General features: G+C 70.3%; 15 protein-coding genes and 1 pseudogene. 9 read left to right on the top strand and 7 right to left on the bottom strand.

Features of this window, described 5'->3' with window-relative positions:
* Positions 1–31: 31 nt before the first annotated feature.
* The 6 genes from E8A74_RS13025 to E8A74_RS13000 form a co-directional block, all read right to left on the bottom strand.
* Positions 32–1,192, bottom strand: a complete 1,161-nt coding sequence (locus E8A74_RS13025; RefSeq protein ID WP_136929299.1) for a hypothetical protein — start codon at positions 1,190–1,192, stop codon at positions 32–34.
* Positions 1,192–1,866 (bottom strand): hypothetical protein, encoded by a 675-nt coding sequence (locus tag E8A74_RS13020; protein ID WP_136929298.1) that lies wholly within the window; start codon positions 1,864–1,866, stop codon positions 1,192–1,194. Before E8A74_RS13020 ends, E8A74_RS13025 begins: the two co-directional genes overlap by 1 nt.
* Positions 1,867–1,953: 87 nt before the next feature.
* The gene (locus E8A74_RS13015) at positions 1,954–2,418 is read right to left on the bottom strand and encodes a serine/threonine protein kinase (RefSeq protein WP_232379531.1); all 465 of its coding nucleotides are present in this window, start codon (positions 2,416–2,418) and stop codon (positions 1,954–1,956) included.
* 11 nt (positions 2,419–2,429) lie between these two features.
* The gene (locus E8A74_RS53885) at positions 2,430–3,368 is read right to left on the bottom strand and encodes a DUF4349 domain-containing protein (RefSeq protein ID WP_232379530.1); all 939 of its coding nucleotides are present in this window, start codon (positions 3,366–3,368) and stop codon (positions 2,430–2,432) included.
* An 84-nt stretch (positions 3,369–3,452) separates the two neighbouring features.
* Entirely contained in the window at positions 3,453–4,025 is a 573-nt protein-coding gene (locus E8A74_RS13005) for a CDP-alcohol phosphatidyltransferase family protein (RefSeq protein WP_136929296.1), read from the bottom strand.
* 19 nt (positions 4,026–4,044) lie between these two features.
* Entirely contained in the window at positions 4,045–4,458 is a 414-nt protein-coding gene (locus tag E8A74_RS13000) for a universal stress protein (protein WP_232379529.1), read from the bottom strand.
* Between the two features lie 217 nt (positions 4,459–4,675).
* On the opposite strand from E8A74_RS13000, the gene E8A74_RS52215 reads away from it, so the two are divergent.
* The 5 genes and pseudogenes from E8A74_RS52215 (at position 4,676) to E8A74_RS12970 (ending at position 11,968) form a co-directional block, all read left to right on the top strand.
* The gene (locus tag E8A74_RS52215) at positions 4,676–6,421 is read left to right on the top strand and encodes a serine/threonine protein kinase (RefSeq protein ID WP_170229095.1); all 1,746 of its coding nucleotides are present in this window, start codon (positions 4,676–4,678) and stop codon (positions 6,419–6,421) included.
* A 114-nt stretch (positions 6,422–6,535) separates the two neighbouring features.
* Positions 6,536–7,507, top strand: coding sequence for a DUF362 domain-containing protein (locus E8A74_RS12985; RefSeq protein WP_232379528.1), 972 nt, complete (start codon positions 6,536–6,538; stop codon positions 7,505–7,507).
* Positions 7,508–7,509: 2 nt separating this feature from the next.
* Positions 7,510–9,294, top strand: coding sequence for a 4Fe-4S binding protein (locus tag E8A74_RS12980; protein WP_136929294.1), 1,785 nt, complete (start codon positions 7,510–7,512; stop codon positions 9,292–9,294).
* A 198-nt stretch (positions 9,295–9,492) separates the two neighbouring features.
* Positions 9,493–10,236: pseudogene (locus tag E8A74_RS56005) on the top strand (PAS domain-containing protein); the annotation flags it as partial.
* Positions 10,187–11,968 carry a sensor histidine kinase gene (locus E8A74_RS12970; RefSeq protein WP_136929293.1) on the top strand — a complete coding sequence of 594 codons (1,782 nt, stop codon included), beginning with the start codon at positions 10,187–10,189 and terminating at the stop codon, positions 11,966–11,968. The pseudogene E8A74_RS56005 and the gene E8A74_RS12970, both read left to right, overlap by 50 nt.
* On the opposite strand, the gene E8A74_RS12965 is transcribed toward E8A74_RS12970, so the two are convergent.
* Positions 11,959–13,674 carry an ABC transporter permease gene (locus tag E8A74_RS12965; RefSeq protein WP_136929292.1) on the bottom strand — a complete coding sequence of 572 codons (1,716 nt, stop codon included), beginning with the start codon at positions 13,672–13,674 and terminating at the stop codon, positions 11,959–11,961. The genes E8A74_RS12970 and E8A74_RS12965 overlap by 10 nt on opposite strands.
* 226 nt (positions 13,675–13,900) lie before the next feature.
* On the opposite strand from E8A74_RS12965, the gene E8A74_RS12960 reads away from it, so the two are divergent.
* The 4 genes from E8A74_RS12960 to E8A74_RS12945 are packed head-to-tail and all read left to right on the top strand — an operon-like array spanning position 13,901 to position 19,284.
* Positions 13,901–15,979, top strand: a complete 2,079-nt coding sequence (locus E8A74_RS12960) for a serine/threonine-protein kinase (RefSeq protein ID WP_232379527.1) — start codon at positions 13,901–13,903, stop codon at positions 15,977–15,979.
* A gap of 40 nt (positions 15,980–16,019) precedes the next feature.
* Positions 16,020–17,408, top strand: coding sequence for a CCA tRNA nucleotidyltransferase (locus tag E8A74_RS12955; protein ID WP_136929291.1), 1,389 nt, complete (start codon positions 16,020–16,022; stop codon positions 17,406–17,408).
* A gap of 52 nt (positions 17,409–17,460) precedes the next feature.
* Complete coding sequence (locus E8A74_RS12950) at positions 17,461–18,303, top strand: class I SAM-dependent methyltransferase (RefSeq protein WP_136929290.1); 843 nt, start codon at positions 17,461–17,463, stop codon at positions 18,301–18,303.
* Between the two features lie 3 nt (positions 18,304–18,306).
* Positions 18,307–19,284 (top strand): glycosyltransferase family 2 protein, encoded by a 978-nt coding sequence (locus E8A74_RS12945; RefSeq protein WP_136929289.1) that lies wholly within the window; start codon positions 18,307–18,309, stop codon positions 19,282–19,284.
* The last annotated feature ends 2 nt before the right edge of the window (positions 19,285–19,286 follow it).

The following is a 19,286-nucleotide window of genomic DNA, read 5'->3' as shown; positions in this document are numbered from 1 at the left end:
GCGCAAAAACGACGCGCGCGGGGGCATGCTACTAGAATGTCTCGGGGGTGACGAAGACGATCTCGACGCGCGCGTTGCGCGCCCGATCGCTGCCCGCAGGATCGACGACGGGCGCGGCCGCGCCCGCGAGGACGACGTCGACCCGCGGCGCGTTCGCCCCCCGGAGCGCCGCCGCGACGGCGTCCGCGCGCGCCTTCACGGCCGCCTGTTCCTTCGCCGCGGGCTCCTTGTCCTGGTGCACGACGACCGCGAGCGGGAACCGCGGGTTCTGCGCCGCGAGCTTGCCGAGCCGCGTGATCTGCTCGGTCGCGGCCGGCGTGAGCTTGTCCCCGGCGAAGAGGTTGCGCAGCGTGACCACGATGCCGCGATCGTCGCGCGACGGCGAAAACGCCCGCGTGGCGGAGATCTCGCCGAGGAGCGCGTCCCCCGCGCCCGGCGCGCGCGTGACCGGCGTCATCGCGCGGCGCATGCCCGTCAGCGCGGTGAGGCAACTCGAACGGGCGCGTGTCGCGAGATCGATCGGCGCAGGGCCCGTCTGCGCGAGCGACTCGTCGAGCTTCTTCACGATGGGCTGGGCCTCGTCGAGCTCGGTGACGAGCGTCTCGCGGGTCGGCGCGCCGACGGGCGCGGGCACGTCCGCCTTCGGCGCCGGGACCTCGGGCAAGAGCAGGCGCGCCGCCGTGCAGAGCATGCGTGCTTCGAGGGCGAGCGAGCGCGCCGCGGCCACGCGGGCCTTCTCGCGCGCCGCGTCCGCGGGGCCGGACGGCGCGACGGGCTGCGCGTCGCGGGCGACCTTGATGCGCGCTTCGAGCGCGGCGACCTCGGCGGCCGCGCGGGTCTGCTCGCCGTCGAGCGACGAGAGCTCGGCTTGTCGCGCAGCGAGCTCTGCCTCGGTGCTCTTCGCGTCGGCCTCGGCGCGCGCGACGCGGGCGAGCGTGTGGGCGTGGGCGTACGCGGCGAGCGCCCACTCGGCGTGGAGCTGCGCGCCCGCGACGTCGCCGGCCTCGAACGCGGCATGCGCCTCCTTCCGGTGTTTTTCGGCGCGCGCATAAGCGAGCGGCGCGAGATCACGCGCCTCCTTCGCCGCGGCGCCCTGATCGACGGCGTCGACCTCGGAGAGGATCGGCGGGCGCGGCACCGGGGCGCACGCCGAGGCGAGCGCGACGAGCGCCACGAGGAGCATTCGCTTCATCACTTCCCCTTCCCCTTCTTCGGGACCGCGGCCGCGCCGCCGCCGGCCTTCTTCGGGGCCTTGGCGTCGTCCTTCTTGGCCGGTTTGTCCTTGCCCTTGCCCCCGGCGATGCGCGCCTCCTCGGCCTTCGCCGCGGCCTCGCGGGCTCCTTTTTCCTCGGCCGTCGCGCGCTCGAGCTCGGCCTCGGCGCGGCCTCTCCGCGCCTGCGTCTCTTCGAGCAACGCGCGCGCGCGTTCGGCTTGCGTCGAGGCCTCCTTCGCCTTCTCGGCGACGGCCGCGGCCGCCTGCTCGGCTTCCGCCGCGCGGAGCAGATCCCGCGCCGTCTCCGCCCATTCGAGCGCGACCCCGTCGAGGATCCGGGCGTGCGGGACGTCCCCCGACGCGCGCGCGCCGTGCGCCCGTTCGAGCGCCTTCTTCGAGCGCGTGATCGCGTCCGCGACGGCCTTCTTCGAGCGTGGATCCTGGGCCTTGGCTTCGACGTCTTTCAGGACGCCGACTGCCGTCGCGCCGTCGCCGGGCGGCGGCGGCGGGACCTCGATCGGAGGGCTCGCCACGCCCCCGCCGTGCGCGAACGCCGGCGCAGCGAGGAGCGCAGGCAAGAGGAACGCGACGCCGGCGAGCGACCTTGGCCGCGGGCGATGGAGCCGAAGGTCGAACGGGAGGAGGTGACGCACCAGACGCGGGGTAGCAAAGGGGCCGAGCGCAAGCAAGACGCGTCGCGAGCGCGCGGGGGCTCCGCGCGGACGGGCCGAGCTATGGCGTCAGCGATGGAGGAAATTCTTCACCGACCAGTCGATCTGCTCGGCGAGCCGCTGCATCTGCGCCCGCGCCCCGCCCGCTTCGAGGATGAATACGCGATCGTCGGTCACGAAGACCGTCAGGTAGTAGAGGTACGGCTCGTCGCCCTCATCGTGACCGAAGCGGAGCTGCGTCCCCGTGAGACCGGCGCGATCCTTGACCTCGCGTTTTTCGAGCAGCGCGTAGCCGCCCATGTCACGCGTGCGGTTCTCGAGGGCGCGCACCCAGAACGCGCGCTCGCCCTTGGGATCGTTGTCGAACGCGCGGATGCCGATCACCACGCCGTCGGCTGTCGTGGCGCGGTACTCGGAGCGGCCGTACCGGTCTTCGAGCTCGACGAAGCCGGGCGGCGTGGCCGGCTCGAAGGGGCGGCAGGCCGAGACGAGCAGCAGGGCGAACAGAGCGATGGATCCAAGTCGGAATCGCACGAAACCCTCCGTCACAGGCTGAGCAGCCGGCCGAGGCCGAGCTCGTAGATCCAGGGCACGGGCAGGTTGAAGCGACGCTTGCCGAGCTCGGCCGAGCTCTGCGGCTGGAACGTCACCGTGATGGTCGAGAACGCCGCGCGATCGCGCAGGAACTTCATGCGCCCTTCGAGCCGGTCGATGGTCTCGGCGACGCGCTCGAGCTCCTTCTCGATCTGGATCGACTCCTCGACCTTCGTCGCCTTCGCGAGGAGCTGCTCCAGCCGCTCGCGCACGGCGCGCGCGTTCTTCAGGCGGATCTCGGTGTCGTGGAACTCCTCGGTCACGTCCTCGACCTGTACGTCGCGCGAGAGCATGTCGCCGAGCTTCTCGATGCGCCGGATCGCCTCGTCGAAGCGGCCGGCCGGCACGCGGATCGTGATCGACTGATCGTTCCTCCGCGCGAGGAAGCCGCCGAGGCTCCGCGCGAGCGACTCGACCTCGCCGAGCGAGCTCTTCACCTCGTAGACGGCCATGTTCACGCGGGCCGTGTAGACGAGCATCGGCGCGCGCATCACGGCCACCGTGCCGTCGCCTTCGAGCTTCTTGCCCGTCGCCTCGCTGCTCGGCGCCGTCTGCGCGCCGGGCGCCTCCTTCGGGGGTGCCTGGTCCTTCTTCGACCCCGCCGGCGGCGGCGGAGGCGCGGGGGCCGCATTTCCTTCCGCCTGCCGCAGGCCCAGCGCGGCGCCTCCCAGCGTGCTCGCGAGCGAGATCCCATCTTCATCGCCGCCGCTCACCGTAAGCGCTTCCTCGCGCGATTCCTCTCCGCCGACGGCCACGATCTCCGCGGGCGTGCTCACATCGCCCATCGATCGCGAGGGCGCCGCGTAGGAGCGCGCTTGCGCGCCCGCGGAACAAGCCGGCAAGAGCCCGAGGATCACGCTGGAGAGCGCGAAGATCACTTTCGGTCGCATCGTTCGTCCTGGTCGAGGAGGCCCTTCGGATCGCGGCAGCCACGTTACATGGGCCCGCGTCGCGCGCGAAGGGGCTCGTGCGCCTCAGGTGCCGCGCGGCGATCCGCCCGCGAGCCTCCGCGCCCGCTCGATCTCGCGCGTCCAGTACGACGCGCCCGCCAAGGTCCCCACGCACGCCGACGCGACGAGCGCGCCCTCCACGAGATGGGGCGCCGTGATCGCCGTGACCACCGCGACGAACTGCACGCACGTCGCGAGCTTGCCCGGCACGTTCGCCCGCGCCCCCGCCCGCCGCGCCCCGCGGAACCTCGGGCTCACGAGCACCCACGCGAGCAGCGGCGCCTCCAGGATCTCGCGCGAAAGCAAGGCCAGGGGCGCCCACGCGGGCATGCGCCGGGTGTAGAGCAACGTCACCACCACGGTCACCGCGAAGACCTTGTCCGCGATCGGATCCACGACCGCCCCCACGGCCGTGAGCTGCCCCCGCCGCCGCGCGAGCCACCCGTCGAGCACGTCCGTCAGCGCAGCCGCGAACAGCACCGCGAGCGCGGCCCGCACGTCGTCGACGACGAACGGGAAGACCGCCGCGAGCGGCAGGCGCAACGCGCTGAGGACGTTCGGCAGAAGGCCGAGATCAGCGAGACGGTACTGCGGCATCCGAACCCCCCCGGGTCGTTCAGTCCTCCCGCACTGTCACCACGGGGACCGGGCTCTTCCGCACGATCTTCTCCGCCACGCTGCCGAGGATCAGGTGTGCGACGCCGGTGCGCCCGTGCGTGCCCATGACGATCATCGTCGCGCCGAGCTCCTCCGCTGCCGCGAGCACCTCCGTCGCGGGATCGCCCTGGCGCAGCACCGCGGACACGCCTTCCTGCTGCGCGAGTTGCTCCACCGCGCGTTGCGCCGCCGCGGCCACCTCCGTGTGGAAGCCGGGGAGAAGCGTCGGTTCGAGGCCCGGGTACGTGTAGACCGGGAGCTGGTAGGCGTGCACCAGCACGACCTGGCCGCCGAGGCGCGCGGCGAGATCCTTCGCCAGCGCGAGCGCCTTGGCCGATGCGGCTTCGAAGTCGATGGGGACCAGCAGTTTCACGTTCGCTCCCGTCGTCATGGACGATGCTCCTTTTCCCTGGGGAGCGCAGGTTGCAAGCTCACCCCGAACCACGCAACGGGGAGATCTTGCCCCGAGCGGCACGTCCTTGCTCGGCTGCCAGGGACTGCCCGAGGGGCTTGCATGCGCCGAGCCAGCGCGCGGCGCGCTGCTGCTTTCTCGCGGCGCGGGGAGGCATCGCGGTACGCTCGTTCTCGCCGTGAAGAGCTCGAACCTCCGCGCCACCGTCACCGTGCACGCCTACGCCGTGACCGTCGTGGACGACTCCCAGCGCGCCGGGGCCCTCCCGCACGAGAGCGCGAGCCCGCCCTCGGTGGTCATCATGCCGACCATCGACGACGTCGTGGGCGGCGTCTACCGCCTGAAGCGCCTGCTCGGCGCCGGCATGTTCGGCAAGGTCTACGTCGCCCAGCGCGAGGACGTCCCCGAGCACCAGGTCGCGCTGAAGATCCTGCCGCGATCGCACTTCGCCGGCCGCAACGTCGAGCGCGAGCTCGTCATGCTGGCGACGGTCGGCCACCCGAACGTCGTCCAGATGAAGGACCACGGCACGACGCCCGAGTACGTGTGGCTGACGATGCCCGTCTACCGCGGCGAGACCCTCGCCGAGCGGCTCGAACGCGGGCCCCTCGGCCTGCGCGAGGCCCACGACGTCGTCCTCGCGATCGCCCGCGGCCTCGAAGCGCTCCACGCGGCGGGCCTCCGGCATCAGGACATCAAGCCAGACAACATCTTCCTGGCCACGTTCGGCGGGCGCGTGCACCCGATCTTGCTCGACCTCGGCGTCGCGGCGGAGCGCGAGGGCACGTTCGTCGCGGGCACGGCGCTCTACGCCTCGCCGGAGCAGCTCGCCGCGATGAAGGGCAACCCCGGGGATCTGCCCATCAGCGAGAAGATGGACACCTATTGCCTCGCCGCGACGCTGCTCGTCTCGCTCGTCGGCGAGGACCACTTCCCGGGCGCCTCGGCGAACACGATGGACGACCTCGAACGGGCGCTCGACGTCCGCGCGAAACACCCCCTGCCCGCGGGCGCGCTCCCCGACGTGCGGGGCGAGGCGCGCGGCATGATCGATCAGGCGCTCGCGCGGTGGCTCTCGCACGATCCGCGCGAGCGGCCGGCGATGAGCGAGCTCGCCGAGGAGCTCGACGTCCTGCTCGAACCGGAGCGCGCGATCACCCGCGCCGAGGAGCGGCAACGGCAAAAACAACGCGCCGCGCTCCAGGCCTTCCGCGTGTCGGCGGGCGCGCTCCTGCTCCTCGCCGCCGCGGGCGCCGTCGTCGCCTTCTCCAAACGGGAAACCTTCAAGCTCGCAACCGAGCTCGAACGCGCGCGGGCCGAAGGCGCGCGGCAGTTCGATCAGATCGAGATCTGCAACGCCTCCTACAAGACGGCGATGACGGACGTCGGCAAGTGCAAGGCGTCCTGGGGCAAGGACAAGAAACTCTGTGACGAGCAGCTCGACGCGCAGATGAAGCTCTGCGAGTCGGGCAGCGAGCTCGACTGCGCCATCGAGATCAAGAGGCTCCGCGACCAGGGCGCGGCGCGCCTGCAGACGTGCGAGGAGACCGCCGAGAAGGCCGAGGCCGAGTGGAAGGGCCGCGAGGCCGAGTGGGACAAACAGCGCGTCGTCCTGGGAAACGAGCGCGACGAGCAGAAGGCCCTCGCCGAGAAGAGGGCCGAGGAGCTGAAGAAGCTTACCGAGGAGCGGGAGCGCGGAGTCGCCGAGCAGAAGACGTGCACCGACGAGCGGGACAAACTCCGCGCCGAGATGAAGCCCTCCGGGTCGGGCGCGATGATCCCCGCGGCCTCCGCGTCCGTCTCGCCTCCGCCCGCCCTCACGTCGCTCGCCTCCGTGGGCCCGCCCCCACCGCCTCCACCACCTCCGCCGCCTCCGCCGCCTCCACTGCCTCCACCCACACCACCCGCGCCGCCGACCCCGTAGCCCCGTTTCCGCGGTCGATCATCGTCGACGACCCCTCCCCTGCCCACTAGCTTCTCCTCCGCGCGGCCCGCTTGTTCCACCGGCGCGGCCTTGCTATCCGTAGGAAAGCTTCCGATGCGTAACATTTCGCGCCGTGAGATGATCGAGCGCCTCGCCGCCGTGGGGCTCGTGCTCGGCGGGGCCGGGGCCCTCGCGAAGATGCGCTTCGATCGCGGCTCGATCGCGGAGGGACCTTCGAAGGATCGGCCGCAGACGCGGGATTATCGGCTCAAGGAAGCGCCCGCGGAGCTGCCCAAGCTCGTCATCGCGAAGAACGCGGCCGAGCCCGAGGCGCTCGTGCGCAAGGCGATCGCCGCGCTCGGCGGCATGAACCGCTTCATCTCGCGCGGCGACATCGTCGTCGTGAAGCCGAACATCGGCTGGGATCGCACCCCGATCCACGCGGCGAACACGAACCCGCGGGTCGTCGCCGAGGTGGTCAAGCTCGCCTACGACGCGGGCGCGAAGCGCGTCGTGGTCACGGACGCCTCGTGCAACGAGCCGAACCGCTGTTTTCAGCGCTCCGGCATCTGGAAGGCCGCGTACGACGTCGGCGCCGAGGTCGTGCTCCCCGCGGCGCACCGCTTCCGCGGCATGCGCCTCAAGGGCGAGGTCCTCGACGAGTGGCCCGTCTACACGCCGCTCATCAACGCGGACAAGGTCATCAACGTCCCCATCGCCAAGCACCACAACCTTTCGAAGTACACGGCGGCGATGAAGAACTGGTACGGCTCGCTCGGCGGGCGCCGCAACCGGCTCCACCAGAACATCGACGTCTCCATCGCGGATCTCGCGACGTTCATGCAACCGACGCTCACGATCGTCGACGCCTGGCGTGTCCTCGTGCGCAACGGACCGCAGGGCGGCAACATCGCCGACGCGAAGGAGATGCGCACGCTGCTCGCCTCGGTCGATCAGGTCGCCGTCGACGCCTACGGCTGCCAGCTCATCGGCCGTACGCCCGAGGAGATCCCGTACCTGCGCATGGCCCACGAACGCGGGCTCGGCACGATGCACTGGAAAGACCTGCACTGGGTGGAGGTCTGACGATGGCCGCTCCCGCTGTCGTCGGAACGACCAAGGCCCCGCCTGCGAAGCCTGCCAAGCCCGCCAAGGTGAAAGGGCGCCCCGGCTCGGGCATCGAGGCGCGTTGGTCGATCCGCATCCTCGTCTGGGTGCGCCGCGTCTCGCAGGCCGGCTTTCTCGCGCTGTTTCTTTATTTCCTCTTCCAGACCGCGTTCCGCGGCTCGTTCGCGTCCGCCGAGACCGCGGTGCGCTTGCCCCTGCCCGTCGAGGCGTTTCTGCTCGCCGACCCGTTCGTCGCGGCGATGACGCTCCTCTCGACGCACACGGTCTACCGCGGGCTCGCGTGGTCCGTCGGCCTGCTCGCGGTCACGCTCGTCTTCGGCCGCGTCTTTTGCGGGTGGATCTGCCCGTTCGGCACGCTGCACCATTTCTTCGGCTGGATCTTCCCCTCCCGATATTTGCGCGGAAACAAGCGCGTCGAATCGAACAAGACCGCGCCGCGGCAGCAGGTGAAGTATTACCTGCTCTACGCCTTCCTCGCGGCGAGCGTCGCAGGAAGCGCCATTGGCGGCCTCTTCGATCCGATCTGCGTCGCCGTCCGCGCGATCGGGCTCGGCGTCATCCCGGCCCTCCAGTACATCATGGGCGTCGCGAGCGTCGCGGCGGGCCAGGCCAGCGTGCGCCCCGTCCAGGGTGCGACCGACGCCGCGCAGGATTTCCTGGCGCAGACCGTCTGGCAATCGAAGCAGTTTTATTTCCACCAGACCTGGTTCATCGGGATCCTGCTCGTCGCGATCCTGTTCATGAACCGCGTGATCCCGCGGTTCTGGTGCCGCGTCCTCTGCCCGCTCGGCGCATTCCTCGGCGTCTTCGCCCGCTTCGCGCTCTTCGGCATGGAGAAGGACCACGCGAAGTGCACCGATTGCAACCTGTGCATCGTGCATTGCCAGGGCGCGGATTCGCCGCAGGGGGGCGTGAAGTGGCGCCAGGACGAGTGCCACATGTGCCTGAACTGCGAGAATGCCTGCCCGGAGGACGTGATCAAGTTCCGCTTCCTCCCGACCCGCAAGAGCACGATCTCGAAGCCGGACACGGGCCGCCGCACCGCAATTGCCTCGGCCGCGGCGGGCGCCGTCGTCATTCCGGCGATGCGCATCGCCGACGTCATCGACGCGAACTACGACCACCGCGTCATCCGGCCGCCCGGCTCGGTCGAGGAGCGCGAGTTCCTCGAGCGCTGCATCCGCTGCGCCGAATGCATGAAGGTCTGCCCGAACAACGCCCTGCACCCGGCGTTCTTCGAAGCCGGCGTCGAGGGCATCTGGACGCCGATCCTCATCCCCCGCATCGGGTATTGCGAGCACTCCTGCGTGCTCTGCGGCCAGGTTTGTCCGACCGGCGCGATCCAGAAAATTACCGAGGACCAGAAGCTCGGCATCCACCAGAAGCCGATCTCGATTGGCACCGCGTTCTACGATCAGGGCCGCTGCCTGCCCTGGGCCATGGCCACGCCGTGCATCGTTTGTGAAGAGTTCTGCCCCACCTCGCCCAAGGCCATCTGGGTCGAGGAGGTCGACATCCCGAAGCGCCTGCCCATGGCGGGCGAGGACGGCAAGGAGCCCGGGATGACCACCGTGCACGTGCAGCGCCCGCACGTCGACCCCTCGCTCTGCATCGGCTGCGGCGCCTGCGAAAAGGTCTGTCCCGTTCAGGACAAGCCCGCCGTCTACGTGACGAACGTCGGCGAGACCCGCTCGAAGACAAACGTCATCCTCCTCGAAGACACGAATTACAACCGACCCGGCTGAAGCGCCGCCGCCCTGCCGAGCCGCCGTCCGCGGCACGTGGCACGCCCGCGTTCGGCCGCATCCCCGCGCAAACCGGAGGCACGCACAGGCTCGACGAGCCATTCTCGATCGATTCTGCTTGTGTTAGCTTCATGGTTCGTTCAGCAAACCAGCGGCGCTCACGTGAGCAAGTGGAGGGGAACAACCTGGCCAGCATGGATGGGCATGGGCACTGGCCCCGGGCCGGATGCCATGGAGGGCTCTGCCGCGCGTGACTGGACACGCGAATCCGTGGCGAAGCCCTTCGAGCGCCTGTACACGGCGGCGCTCCACGCGCTCGAAGCCGATGTTCTCCTGCTTTACCTGCCGAACGAGCGGCGCGCGCTCGATCTCGTCGCCCATCGAGGCGGCCCGCCGGAATGGCCCGAGCCGCTCCACCGCATCCCCCTGACCGCGTCGAGCCTCGTCGCGCGCGTCGTCCGCGACGGCACGACCGAGGCCGTCGACGCCCGAGCGCCCATCGCGCCCGAGGACGTTCGCATGGCCCATGCGGCGAGCGGCGTACGCCATTTCCTCGCCGCGCCCGTCGACCTCCCCGACGGACGGGTCGGCGCGCTCGTCGCGGGCGTCGCTCGACCGAACCACCCCAAGACCCGCGACACGCTCGAAGCGCTGGCCGGCCTCGCGGCGAGCGTGCTCGCGGAGAAGCAGGCGCAAGCCGAGGCCGAAGCCAAAGCCGAGGCCTGGCAATTCACGTTTCAACGATTCTTCGACGCCGCGATGGGGAGCCTGCTCGTCGCGAACGACGAGGGCCGCTTCGTCGAAGCGAACGCCGCGGCCTGCCGCCTGCTCGGCCGGAGCCGCGAGGAGATGCTGAACCTCTCGATCCACGAAATCACGCCGGCCCACGGCAATGCCCGGTTCGAGGAGCTCTGGCGGCAGTTTTTGGTCGAAGGAATTCAATCCGGCCATTTCACGTTCGTCCGGGGCGACGGCAGCACGATCGACGTCGCGTATCACGCGCGCGCGGACGTCGTCCCCGGCGCTCGAGACCGGCCGGAGCTTCTCGGTCGACATCCACATCCGCCGCCCGAACGGCGAGGAGCGGCTCCTCCACCAGGAGGCCGACATCGAATGCGACGCCGCGGGCAAGGCCGTGCGGATCGTCGGCACGCTCCAGGATGTGACCGAGCAGCGCCGCGCCGAGCAGGCGCTCCGGAGGAGCCGCGAGAGCCTCTCACGGGCGCAGGCCGTCGCGCACGTGGGCCACTGGGAGTGGGACGCGGCGACGGGGGAGTCGTGCTGGTCGGAGGAGGTCTACCGTATCTTCGGCCTGCCGCCGCGCGCGGGCCCCGAGCCGCACCAGACGCTCGCAGGCGCGCTCCACCCCGAGGATCGGATGCGGGTCCTCCTCGGCTTCCGCTCGCTCCTCGAGAAAGGCGAGCCTTTTTCCTGTGAGCACCGCGTCCTCCGGCCGGACGGCGAGCTCCGGATCGTCCGCGTTGAGGCCATGCTCACGCGGGACGAGGCGGGGCGGCCGCGCAACGTGCTCGGGGTCGTGCAAGACATCACCGACCTCCGCCGCGCGGAGCACGAGCGGGAGGCGGGGCGGCGGGCCCTCGCGGACGAGCGCCGCTGGCTGCGGGCCGTCATCGAGAGCTCGCCGGTCGGCATCCAGCTCTGGCAGGACGTCGCGTCGCCGCGGATCACGCAGAACCGCATGGCGGACCTGCTCATCGGCAACCTCGTCGACGCCACGCCGAACCTCGACGCCCTGCGCAGCGTCGTCACGTACCCGGACGGCACGCCGGTCGAGCCCGGCGATCTGAGCATCGAACGCGCGCTGCGCGGCGAGGTGGTCATCGGGCGTGAGCTCATCCGAAGGCTGCCGGACGGGACGAACATGCACACGCTCGTCAACGCCTCGCCCGTGCGGGACGAGAGCGGCTTCATCCACGGGGCGGTGGTCCTCTTCAGCGACATCACCGCCATCAAGGAACTCGCGCGGCTACGAGAGGAGTGGACGAGCATCGTCGCGCACGACCTGCGGCAGCCCGTGACCACGATCCTCGCGACCGCGGCGCACTTGGTCCGCTTCGTCGTCGAGCCGAACATCAAGTGCAAGGTCGAGCGGATCCGGGCGAGCGCCGAGCGGCTCATCCGCATGACCGACGATCTCTCGGACCTCTCGCGCCTCGACACGCACAAGCTCGAGCTCGTCCGGGCCCCGACAAACCTGCCGGCGCTCTTGCGCCAGATCGTCGAGGACATGGCCGACAACGAGGCGCGCGCGCGCGTCTGGCTCTCGATCGATCGGGACACGCCGCTCGTGCACATCGACGCGGCGCGCATCCAGCAGGTCGTGGAGAACCTGGTCTCGAACGCGGTGAAGTACGGCAAACCCGGCACGCCGATCGCGCTCCGGCTGCAGATCGTGCCGGGGGAGATCGTGCTGGGGGTGTGCAACGAGGGGGCGGGGATCGATCCCGAGCTCATGCCGCGGCTCTTTTCGCGGTTTCAGCGGGGGATCGCGGGGGCGACGCGGATGAAGGGGCTCGGGCTCGGCCTCTACATCTGCCGCGGCCTCGTGGAGGCGCACGGCGGCCGGATGAGGGTCGAGAGCGAGCCCGGCAAGACGACGACGTTCTCGTTCACGCTGCCGATCGACGACGACGGATCATCCGATCACGACTGAGCGCGGAAGCCCTCGGCGGGGCGGAGGCGGGCGGCGTAGAGGCTCGGGACGATCGTCGCGACGAGGCAGATCACGATGGCGATGGCGCCCGTGATGACGAACTCGAGCGGCCGCACCTGCACGGGCAGCTCCGAGATGAAGTAGACCTTCGGATCGAGCGGGAAGCCGTAGACGAGCAGGCCCTTGCAGACGAGCACGCCGAGCAGGAGCCCGAACGTCGTGCCGAGCAGCCCGATGATCCCGCCCTGGTAGAGGAAGATGCGCAGGATCTCCCCGTCCGTCGCGCCCATCGCCTTGAGGACCGAGATCTCCTTCGTCTTGTCGAGCACGACCATGATCAGCGTGGCCACGACGGTGAACGCGGCGACGACGATGATCAGCGCGAGCACGCCGCTCATGAGGATCTGCTGGATGAGCAGCGCCGTGAACAGGCCGTGGTTCAGCTCCTCCCAGTCCATCGTGTGGTAGAGGCCGCTGGCGAGGTTCTGGCTGATCTGCTTGGCGATGGGCTTGGCCTCGTCGATGTCGTCGACCTTCATCTCCACGCCGGTGACGGTGTCGCCCTGGTCGTAGAAGGCCTGCGCCTCGTAGAGGTCGGTGTAGACGAGCTTCGAGTCGTACTGATCGAAGCCGGCCTCGAAGAGCGCGATGACGCGGAACCGCTTGGCCACGGGGGGCTTGAGCGACCCGCCCGAGTACGAGTAGCCGATCGTCGGCGACGTGACCGTGACGCAATCGCCGAGGCCGAGCTTCAAGGTCTTCGAGAGCGAGACGCCGACCACGATGCCGGGCAATTTCGCGACCACGGCGGGATCCGCGCAGAGGTCGGGATCGATCTCCTTCGGCACGTCGTCGTCGTCCGGCAGCTTGCTCGCGTAGCCGCCCTCCGGCTCGACCGAGCCGACGGGCGCGCCGTCCGCGACGCCCGCGTCCGCGACGTCGTCCGCCGCGGCGACCTTGTCGTCCGCCACGCTCGGTTTGTCGGCCTCGTTCTTGTCCGGGCCGCCGAGCTTGCCGGCCTCGATCGCGAGGATCTCCTCGATGCCCCCGCCGCTCGGTTCGAGCTTCTCCTTGTCGGGCACGGGCGCCGCCTTCTCGGCCTTGCGCAGATCCTCCTCGATTGCGCGCAGCAAGCCCTGCGTGCCCCCGCCTCCGTCGGCGCCCGCGTCCGCATCGAGCGAACGTTTGTCCGGGAGCACCGGCACGGGCGGCAGCTCCGGCCCCCCGCTCCGGCGCTCGGGGGGCTTCGCGCCGGGCAGGCGCAGGCCGCTCAGGGAACCGAACTTCACCTGCTTCGGCAGATCCAGGACGTACGGCGAACCTTCCGGCATGCCCACGCCGAGGCTCGTCGCGGGATCGACGCCCTTGAGCAGCACGCCCGTGGCCGTCGCGTCGCCGTGGGTCAGCATCATCGGGTTGATGCTGAACGGCGCCACGGCGCTGACGCCGGGCACCTTGGCGACCTGCTCCATGATCGAGCGGTACTCCCGGAAATCCGTGGAGTACTTCAGCACGAGCACGTGGGCGTTCACGCCGAGGACCTTCTCGCGGAACTGCGCCTGGAAGCCGCCCGTGACGCTCATCACGGTGGCGAGCGCGGCCACGCCGAGCGTGACGCCCAGGATCGCGAAGGCCGTGCCAACCGAAATGAACGCGCGCTTCTTGCTCCCCAGGTACCGGAGCGCAACCTCGAGAGGGTAGCCCATCTGGCGGAGCCTCTAGCAGAAGGGCCGCTCCGCAGCACGTGGGAGCTTCGGGGCGGGCATGGGAGGCGGGTCGGGGCGACGGCGCGGGGCCCCTCGGGGGATGCCCGATCGCGTCCCTGACGGCCAATCGAGCCTGGACCGGACAGACGTCCTCCACGCTCTTCTCGGGCTCGCCGCGTCCTGCTACGATGGCCCCTAGCTTCCCGAACTATCTGCGATCTCCTGCATGTCGCCCCCCGACAACGAGCCCCCTGCCCTGCCCAAGCCGCCTGCGGTTCCCAAAGTCGCAGCGGGGAGCTCGCCCCATCCTGGGGGCGGGAAACCCGCGACGAAGCCGCCGCCCGCGCCTTCTGCCGCGACGAAGCCGCCGCCTCCGGTGCCGCCGATCCCCGCGGGAGCGGCGCGCGCTTCCTCGCCTGGCATCCCGCGCCCGGCGACGCTGCCCTCGCTGAAGAAGCCGCCGCTCGCGCCGGCCGTGTCCGCCGCGGCCGCGACGAACCCCGCGAGCGTGCCGCCGCCGGCGATGCCGAAAAAACCTTCGATTCCTGCGCCGCCGCCGGTGATCCAGATCGAAGAGGAGCCGCTTGACGCGGATCTCGCGATGCTGGCGAGGTCGCAGATCGAGATCGACACGGGCGCGCGGCGCAGCCGCATCTCCACGCCCGACGGCGATCCCCCGCGCCGCAGGCTCAGCTCGAACCCGGACGAACCGCAGCCGACGTCGCGGCGCTCGTACGAGGACCTCCTGCCCGCGTCGCGCCGTGGCGAACAGGACCCGGACATCCCGCCGCCCGCGCACGTCGACGCGGATCGCGCGCCGGGCTCGAAGGATCCGTACATCGGCACGACCTTCGATCATCGCTACAAGATCGAAAAGCTCCTCGGCGAAGGCGGCATGGGGTTCGTCTACCTCGCCCGCCACAAGGTCATCGACAAGAAGGTCGCCGTGAAGGTCCTGCGCTCCGACATGGCGCGCGACCGCGAGATCCTCGAGCGCTTCCTGCAGGAGGCGCGCGCCGCGTCGAGCATCGGCAACCCGCACATCATCGACATCTCCGACTTCGGAGATCTGCCGGACGGCTCGACGTACTTCGTGATGGAGTTCCTCGACGGCAAGAGCCTGATCCAGCTCAACGAGGACAAGGCCAAGCGGCTCGAGCCCGAGCTCATCGCGAAGGTCGCGATCCAGATGGCGAACGGCCTCGCGGCGGCGCACGAGCGCGGCATCATCCACCGCGATCTCAAGCCCGAGAACATCTTCATCATCCAGCGCGGGATCGACAAAGAGTTCGTCAAGATCCTCGACTTCGGCATCGCGAAGGTCGCGACGAGCGGCGACAACAAGCTCACGCGCGCGGGCGCGGTGTTCGGCACGCCGCACTACATGTCGCCCGAGCAAGCCGCGGGCGCGCCGCTCGATCACCGCACCGACATCTACTCGCTCGGGATCATGCTCTACGAGATGGTGAGCAACCAGCTCCCCTTCGTCGCAGACAACTTCATGGGCATCCTGAGCCAGCACATGTACCAGCCGCCCACGCCGCTGGCGAAGCTTGGCCTCGAGCCCCCGTGCCCGGTCGATCTCGAAGCGATCATCTTCAAGTGCCTGTCGAAGGCGCCCGAGGATCGTTACCCCGACATGGCCGCGCTCGCGGCCGATCTGCAGCGCTTCCAGCAGGGCCACGTGCCCGACGCCGTCGCCGAGATGGCCTCGCGGCCCGACGGGCTTTCGGCCTCCGTGCCCGACGGGGTCGCGGACAGACCGAAGAAATCGCCCTGGCTCCGCTTCATCGCCGTCGGCGCGGTCGTCATGGGCGCGACGCTCGGCACGGTGCTCATCTTGCTGAGCGGTCCAGGCCCGAAACCCGATCCCGGCGCGGTCACGTCGCAATCCGCCACGGCGCCGCCCGCGCCCACTTCCACGAGCGTCGCGAAGAAGATCGTGCTCGTCGACGTGGATCCGCGGGACGCGAACGCGTCGACGACCTACGCGGGCAAGCAGCTCACGTTCCCCGCGAACTTCGAGGTCGAGCCGGGCAAACCCGTGACGCTCGAAGTGAAGGCCACGGGCTACACCACGCAGACGATCACGATCGACGGCTCCCAGGAGAAGCAGACCCTCAAGCTCGTCGCGATCGCGGGGACGACGCCGGCCACGACCGACGCCGGGACCGCGCGCCCGCCGACGACGAAGGCCGGCGGCGTGCACGTGGGCCCCCTGCCCACGACGAAGAAGGGCAACAACGCCGCGAGCAGCGGCGGCGACATCGTGGACATCTACCACGGCGGCTCCAACAAGCCGTGACAGGCGTCTCCGCGCCAGAAGCGTGGTAAAGCCGAGCGCCGTGGAAGGCGTCGCTCACCTCATCGAAAAGGTCCCCGAAGACGTGCTCGGGATCTGCCGCCGCCTGCGCGAGAACGGCAAGCGGGGCTGGATCGTGGGCGGCTGCGTGCGTGATCTCCTGCGCGGCCAGCCCGCGAAGGACTGGGACGTCGCGACCGACGCGCGGCCGGAGGAGGTCATGCGGATGTTCCGCAAGGTCATCCCCACGGGCCTGCAGCACGGCACGGTCACGGTGCTCCTGCGCGGCGTGCACTACGAGATCACGACGCTCCGCGGAGAAGGCGCCTACAGCGACGGGCGCCGCCCCGACTCGGTGGAGTTCGTCGACGACATCAGCGCGGACCTCGCGCGGCGTGACTTCACGGTGAACGCGATCGCCCTCGATCCCGTGGACGGCCACGTGATCGATCCCTTCGGCGGCGAGCGGGATCTCAACGCGCGCGTCGTGCGCGCCGTGGGGGATCCGCGCGAGCGCTTCGGCGAGGACGGGCTCCGGATCCTGCGGGCCGCGCGCTTCTCGGCGACGCTCGGGTTCGAGATCGATCCCGACACCGAGCGCGCGATGGGCGAGCCGCGCTCGCTCGTCACGTTCCGCCGCGTGAGCGCCGAGCGGGTGCGCGACGAGTGGTTGAAGAGCATGCGCGCGCCGCGGCCGAGCGTGGCGTTCGAGGCCATGCGCCGCACGGGCGTCCTCGGGATCACCTGCCCCGAGCTGCTCGAAGCGGTCGGCTGCACGCAGAACAAGTGGCACGCCTTCGACGTCTGGGGCCACGTGATGGCCTCCCTCGACGCGAGCGAGCCCGCGCCGCTCCTCCGCGTGGCTGCGCTCCTGCACGACATCGCGAAGCCGCGGACGCGCGCGTTCTCCGAGAAGACCGGGGACTACACGTTCTACGATCACGAAAAGATCGGCGCGGAGATGGCGACGGACATCCTCGGCCGGCTGCGCTTCTCGAACGACGAGCGCGACCGGATCGCCGCGCTCGTCCGGCATCACCTCATCTGTTACGACGAGGGCTGGACCGACGCGGCCGTGCGGCGCTGGATCCGCCGCGTCACGCCGGATCTCGCGCCGGATCTGTACGCGCTGGCGCTCTCGGACGTGCGCGGCAAGGGGCGGGACCCGGCGGACGAGGTCCAAGCGATCGAGCGGCTGCGCGAACGCGCGACGGGCCTGCTCGCCGCGGGCGCGCCCCTCGGGACGAAGGACCTGAAGATCCGGGGCAACGAGCTCATGAAAGAGCTCGCCATCCCGCCGGGGCCCGTGGTCGGCGAGATCCTCGCGGCGCTCGTGGAGGTCGTGACCGACGATCCTGCCGAGAACGAGCGCAGCCGGTTGCTCGTGGCGGCGCGGCGGCTCTACGACGAGCGGCGGAAGAGCGACGGCTGAGACGCGAGAAAACGCGTCGACGCGCGGCGCCCGATTGAGTAGACGGCCCTCCGTGACTCGCACGACTCTTCCCGCTCCGGGCCCGCTCGTGCGCGCGCGCGCCTACCTCGGCCGCGCCGCCGCGATCGGCGTCGCGATGGCCCGCTTCGCCAAGCTCGGCCGCAAGGACGGCGTCGACAACGGCGTTCGCGCCTTCCGCGCGCTCGGCCGCGAGATCGGCGGCGCCCTCCGGGGCCGCGGGGGCGATCGGGACTGCACGCTCTGCGGCTGGAGCGGCGAGCGCTTCGGGCCGATCTACTACGTCGACAGCTACCGCGAGGACACGCTCTGCTACGCGTGCGGCTCGACCGATCGCGTCCGCCTCCTGCCGCTCTTTTGCCGCGACACGCTCGCCCCTTTCTTCGGTGAGAAGCGCCGCCGCGTGCTCGACATCGGGCCCCTCTCGAACTCGCGCCGCTTCTTCCCGGACGACGTCGACTACGTCTCGTTCGACCTCTACGCGCCGCACGCGATGGTGCGCGGGGACCTCGTCGCCGCGCCGTTCGCCGACGCGACCTTCGACCTCTGGGTCTGCTTCCACGTGCTCGACCTCATCGAGGACGACGACCGCGCGATGCGCGAGCTCTACCGCATCCTCGCGCCGGGCGGCGTCGGCCTGCTCGACAACGCGATGAACTGGAACGCGCCCACCGAGGAGTACGGCAGGGCGCGGCCCGAGGAGGCGATGCACCGACGCCGCTATGGGCACGATCTCCCGGATCGGCTGCGCAAGATCGGCTTCGAGGTCGAGATCGTCGACGTCGAGCGCACGTTCGACGAAGCGACGCGGGCGCGCTACGGCATCCACCCGCGCAAGTTCCTCGTGTGCAAAAAGCCCTCCGCGGGCGCCGCTTGACCCATGCAGACGACCCACGAGCCCTCCGAGGAGAGACTTCCGACGCTGCCGGACCGCGCGGGGATCGGCGACGAGGAAAAGCGCCTCGGCGAGGCGTTTCGCGCCCGATACGCCTCCGAGTTCCGCGAGCTCGTCGTGCGCCGCGAGGTCAAAGATCCCGCGGTCACGCTCGTCGTGATCTCCTACCGCGCCGCCGACTACCTGCTCGACTGCCTGCGCCACCTCCGCGGGCAAACCGTCGCGCTCGATCTGCCTTACGAGATCCTCCTCGCGGACAGCGGCGGCCTCGACCATCTGCGGGATCGGTACGGCAACCTCGTCGACGTCGAGCTCCGCCTGCGCGACGGGCTGCCGCTCAACGTGGCGCGCAACGCGGCGATGGGCTGGGCGCGCGGCGAGCTCGTGGCCTACATCGACGACGACGGCCTCGTCGTGCCCGACTGGGTCGAGTACGGCGTGAACCTCTTCCGCGACGAGACCATCGGCGCCGCGCGTGGCCGCATCGTCCCGCACAAGCACCCCTGGTACAACGTGTGGGCCGGCCACTACGACCGCGGCGACGATCTGTGGGACGAGGACAACGTCTCCACCGAGGGCAACATGCTGATCCGCCGCGCCGTCTACCTCGCGATCGGCGGCTTCCGCGACGATCTTTACGGCGGCGAAGGGCTCTACCTCGCCTACCGCATGAAACACGCCTTCCCCGCGCTGCGCTCCGTCTACGCGCCGGGCATGATCATGCGGCACGACTACTGCCGCTCGGCGCGGGAGTTCATCTGGAAGTCGCGCCGGTACAAGGACGTGCGCAAGAACATCACAGGTATCGAGCCCGCGTTCGACGCGTACATGGCGACCTTCGACGCGCGGAAAAAGCCCGTCCGCAAGCGCACGCCCACGGAAGAAGTCGTCCTCGCCGGCATGCGCGCGGCGCAGTCGATGATCGCGCGCATGCCGATCTTCGACCGCGTGAAGCGGCGCTGACG

This window comes from Polyangium fumosum (assembly GCF_005144585.1).
GTDB classification, from domain to species: Bacteria; Myxococcota_A; Polyangia; order Polyangiales; family Polyangiaceae; genus Polyangium; species Polyangium fumosum.
This window is presented reverse-complemented; position numbering and strand designations above follow the sequence as displayed.

What these genes read in the sequence shown, in the direction of transcription:
- E8A74_RS13025 (WP_136929299.1), bottom strand. Translation starts at nt 1,192, where the DNA reads ATGAAGCGAATGCTCCTCGTGGCGCTCGTCGCGCTCGCCTCGGCGTGC.
- E8A74_RS53885 (WP_232379530.1), bottom strand. Translation starts at nt 3,368, where the DNA reads ATGCGACCGAAAGTGATCTTCGCGCTCTCCAGCGTGATCCTCGGGCTC.
- E8A74_RS13005 (WP_136929296.1), bottom strand. Translation starts at nt 4,025, where the DNA reads ATGCCGCAGTACCGTCTCGCTGATCTCGGCCTTCTGCCGAACGTCCTC.
- E8A74_RS12985 (WP_232379528.1), top strand. Translation starts at nt 6,536, where the DNA reads ATGCGTAACATTTCGCGCCGTGAGATGATCGAGCGCCTCGCCGCCGTG.
- E8A74_RS12980 (WP_136929294.1), top strand. Translation starts at nt 7,510, where the DNA reads ATGGCCGCTCCCGCTGTCGTCGGAACGACCAAGGCCCCGCCTGCGAAG.
- E8A74_RS12970 (WP_136929293.1), top strand. Translation starts at nt 10,187, where the DNA reads ATGCCCGGTTCGAGGAGCTCTGGCGGCAGTTTTTGGTCGAAGGAATTC.
- E8A74_RS12965 (WP_136929292.1), bottom strand. Translation starts at nt 13,674, where the DNA reads ATGGGCTACCCTCTCGAGGTTGCGCTCCGGTACCTGGGGAGCAAGAAG.
- E8A74_RS12960 (WP_232379527.1), top strand. Translation starts at nt 13,901, where the DNA reads ATGTCGCCCCCCGACAACGAGCCCCCTGCCCTGCCCAAGCCGCCTGCG.
- E8A74_RS12945 (WP_136929289.1), top strand. Translation starts at nt 18,307, where the DNA reads ATGCAGACGACCCACGAGCCCTCCGAGGAGAGACTTCCGACGCTGCCG.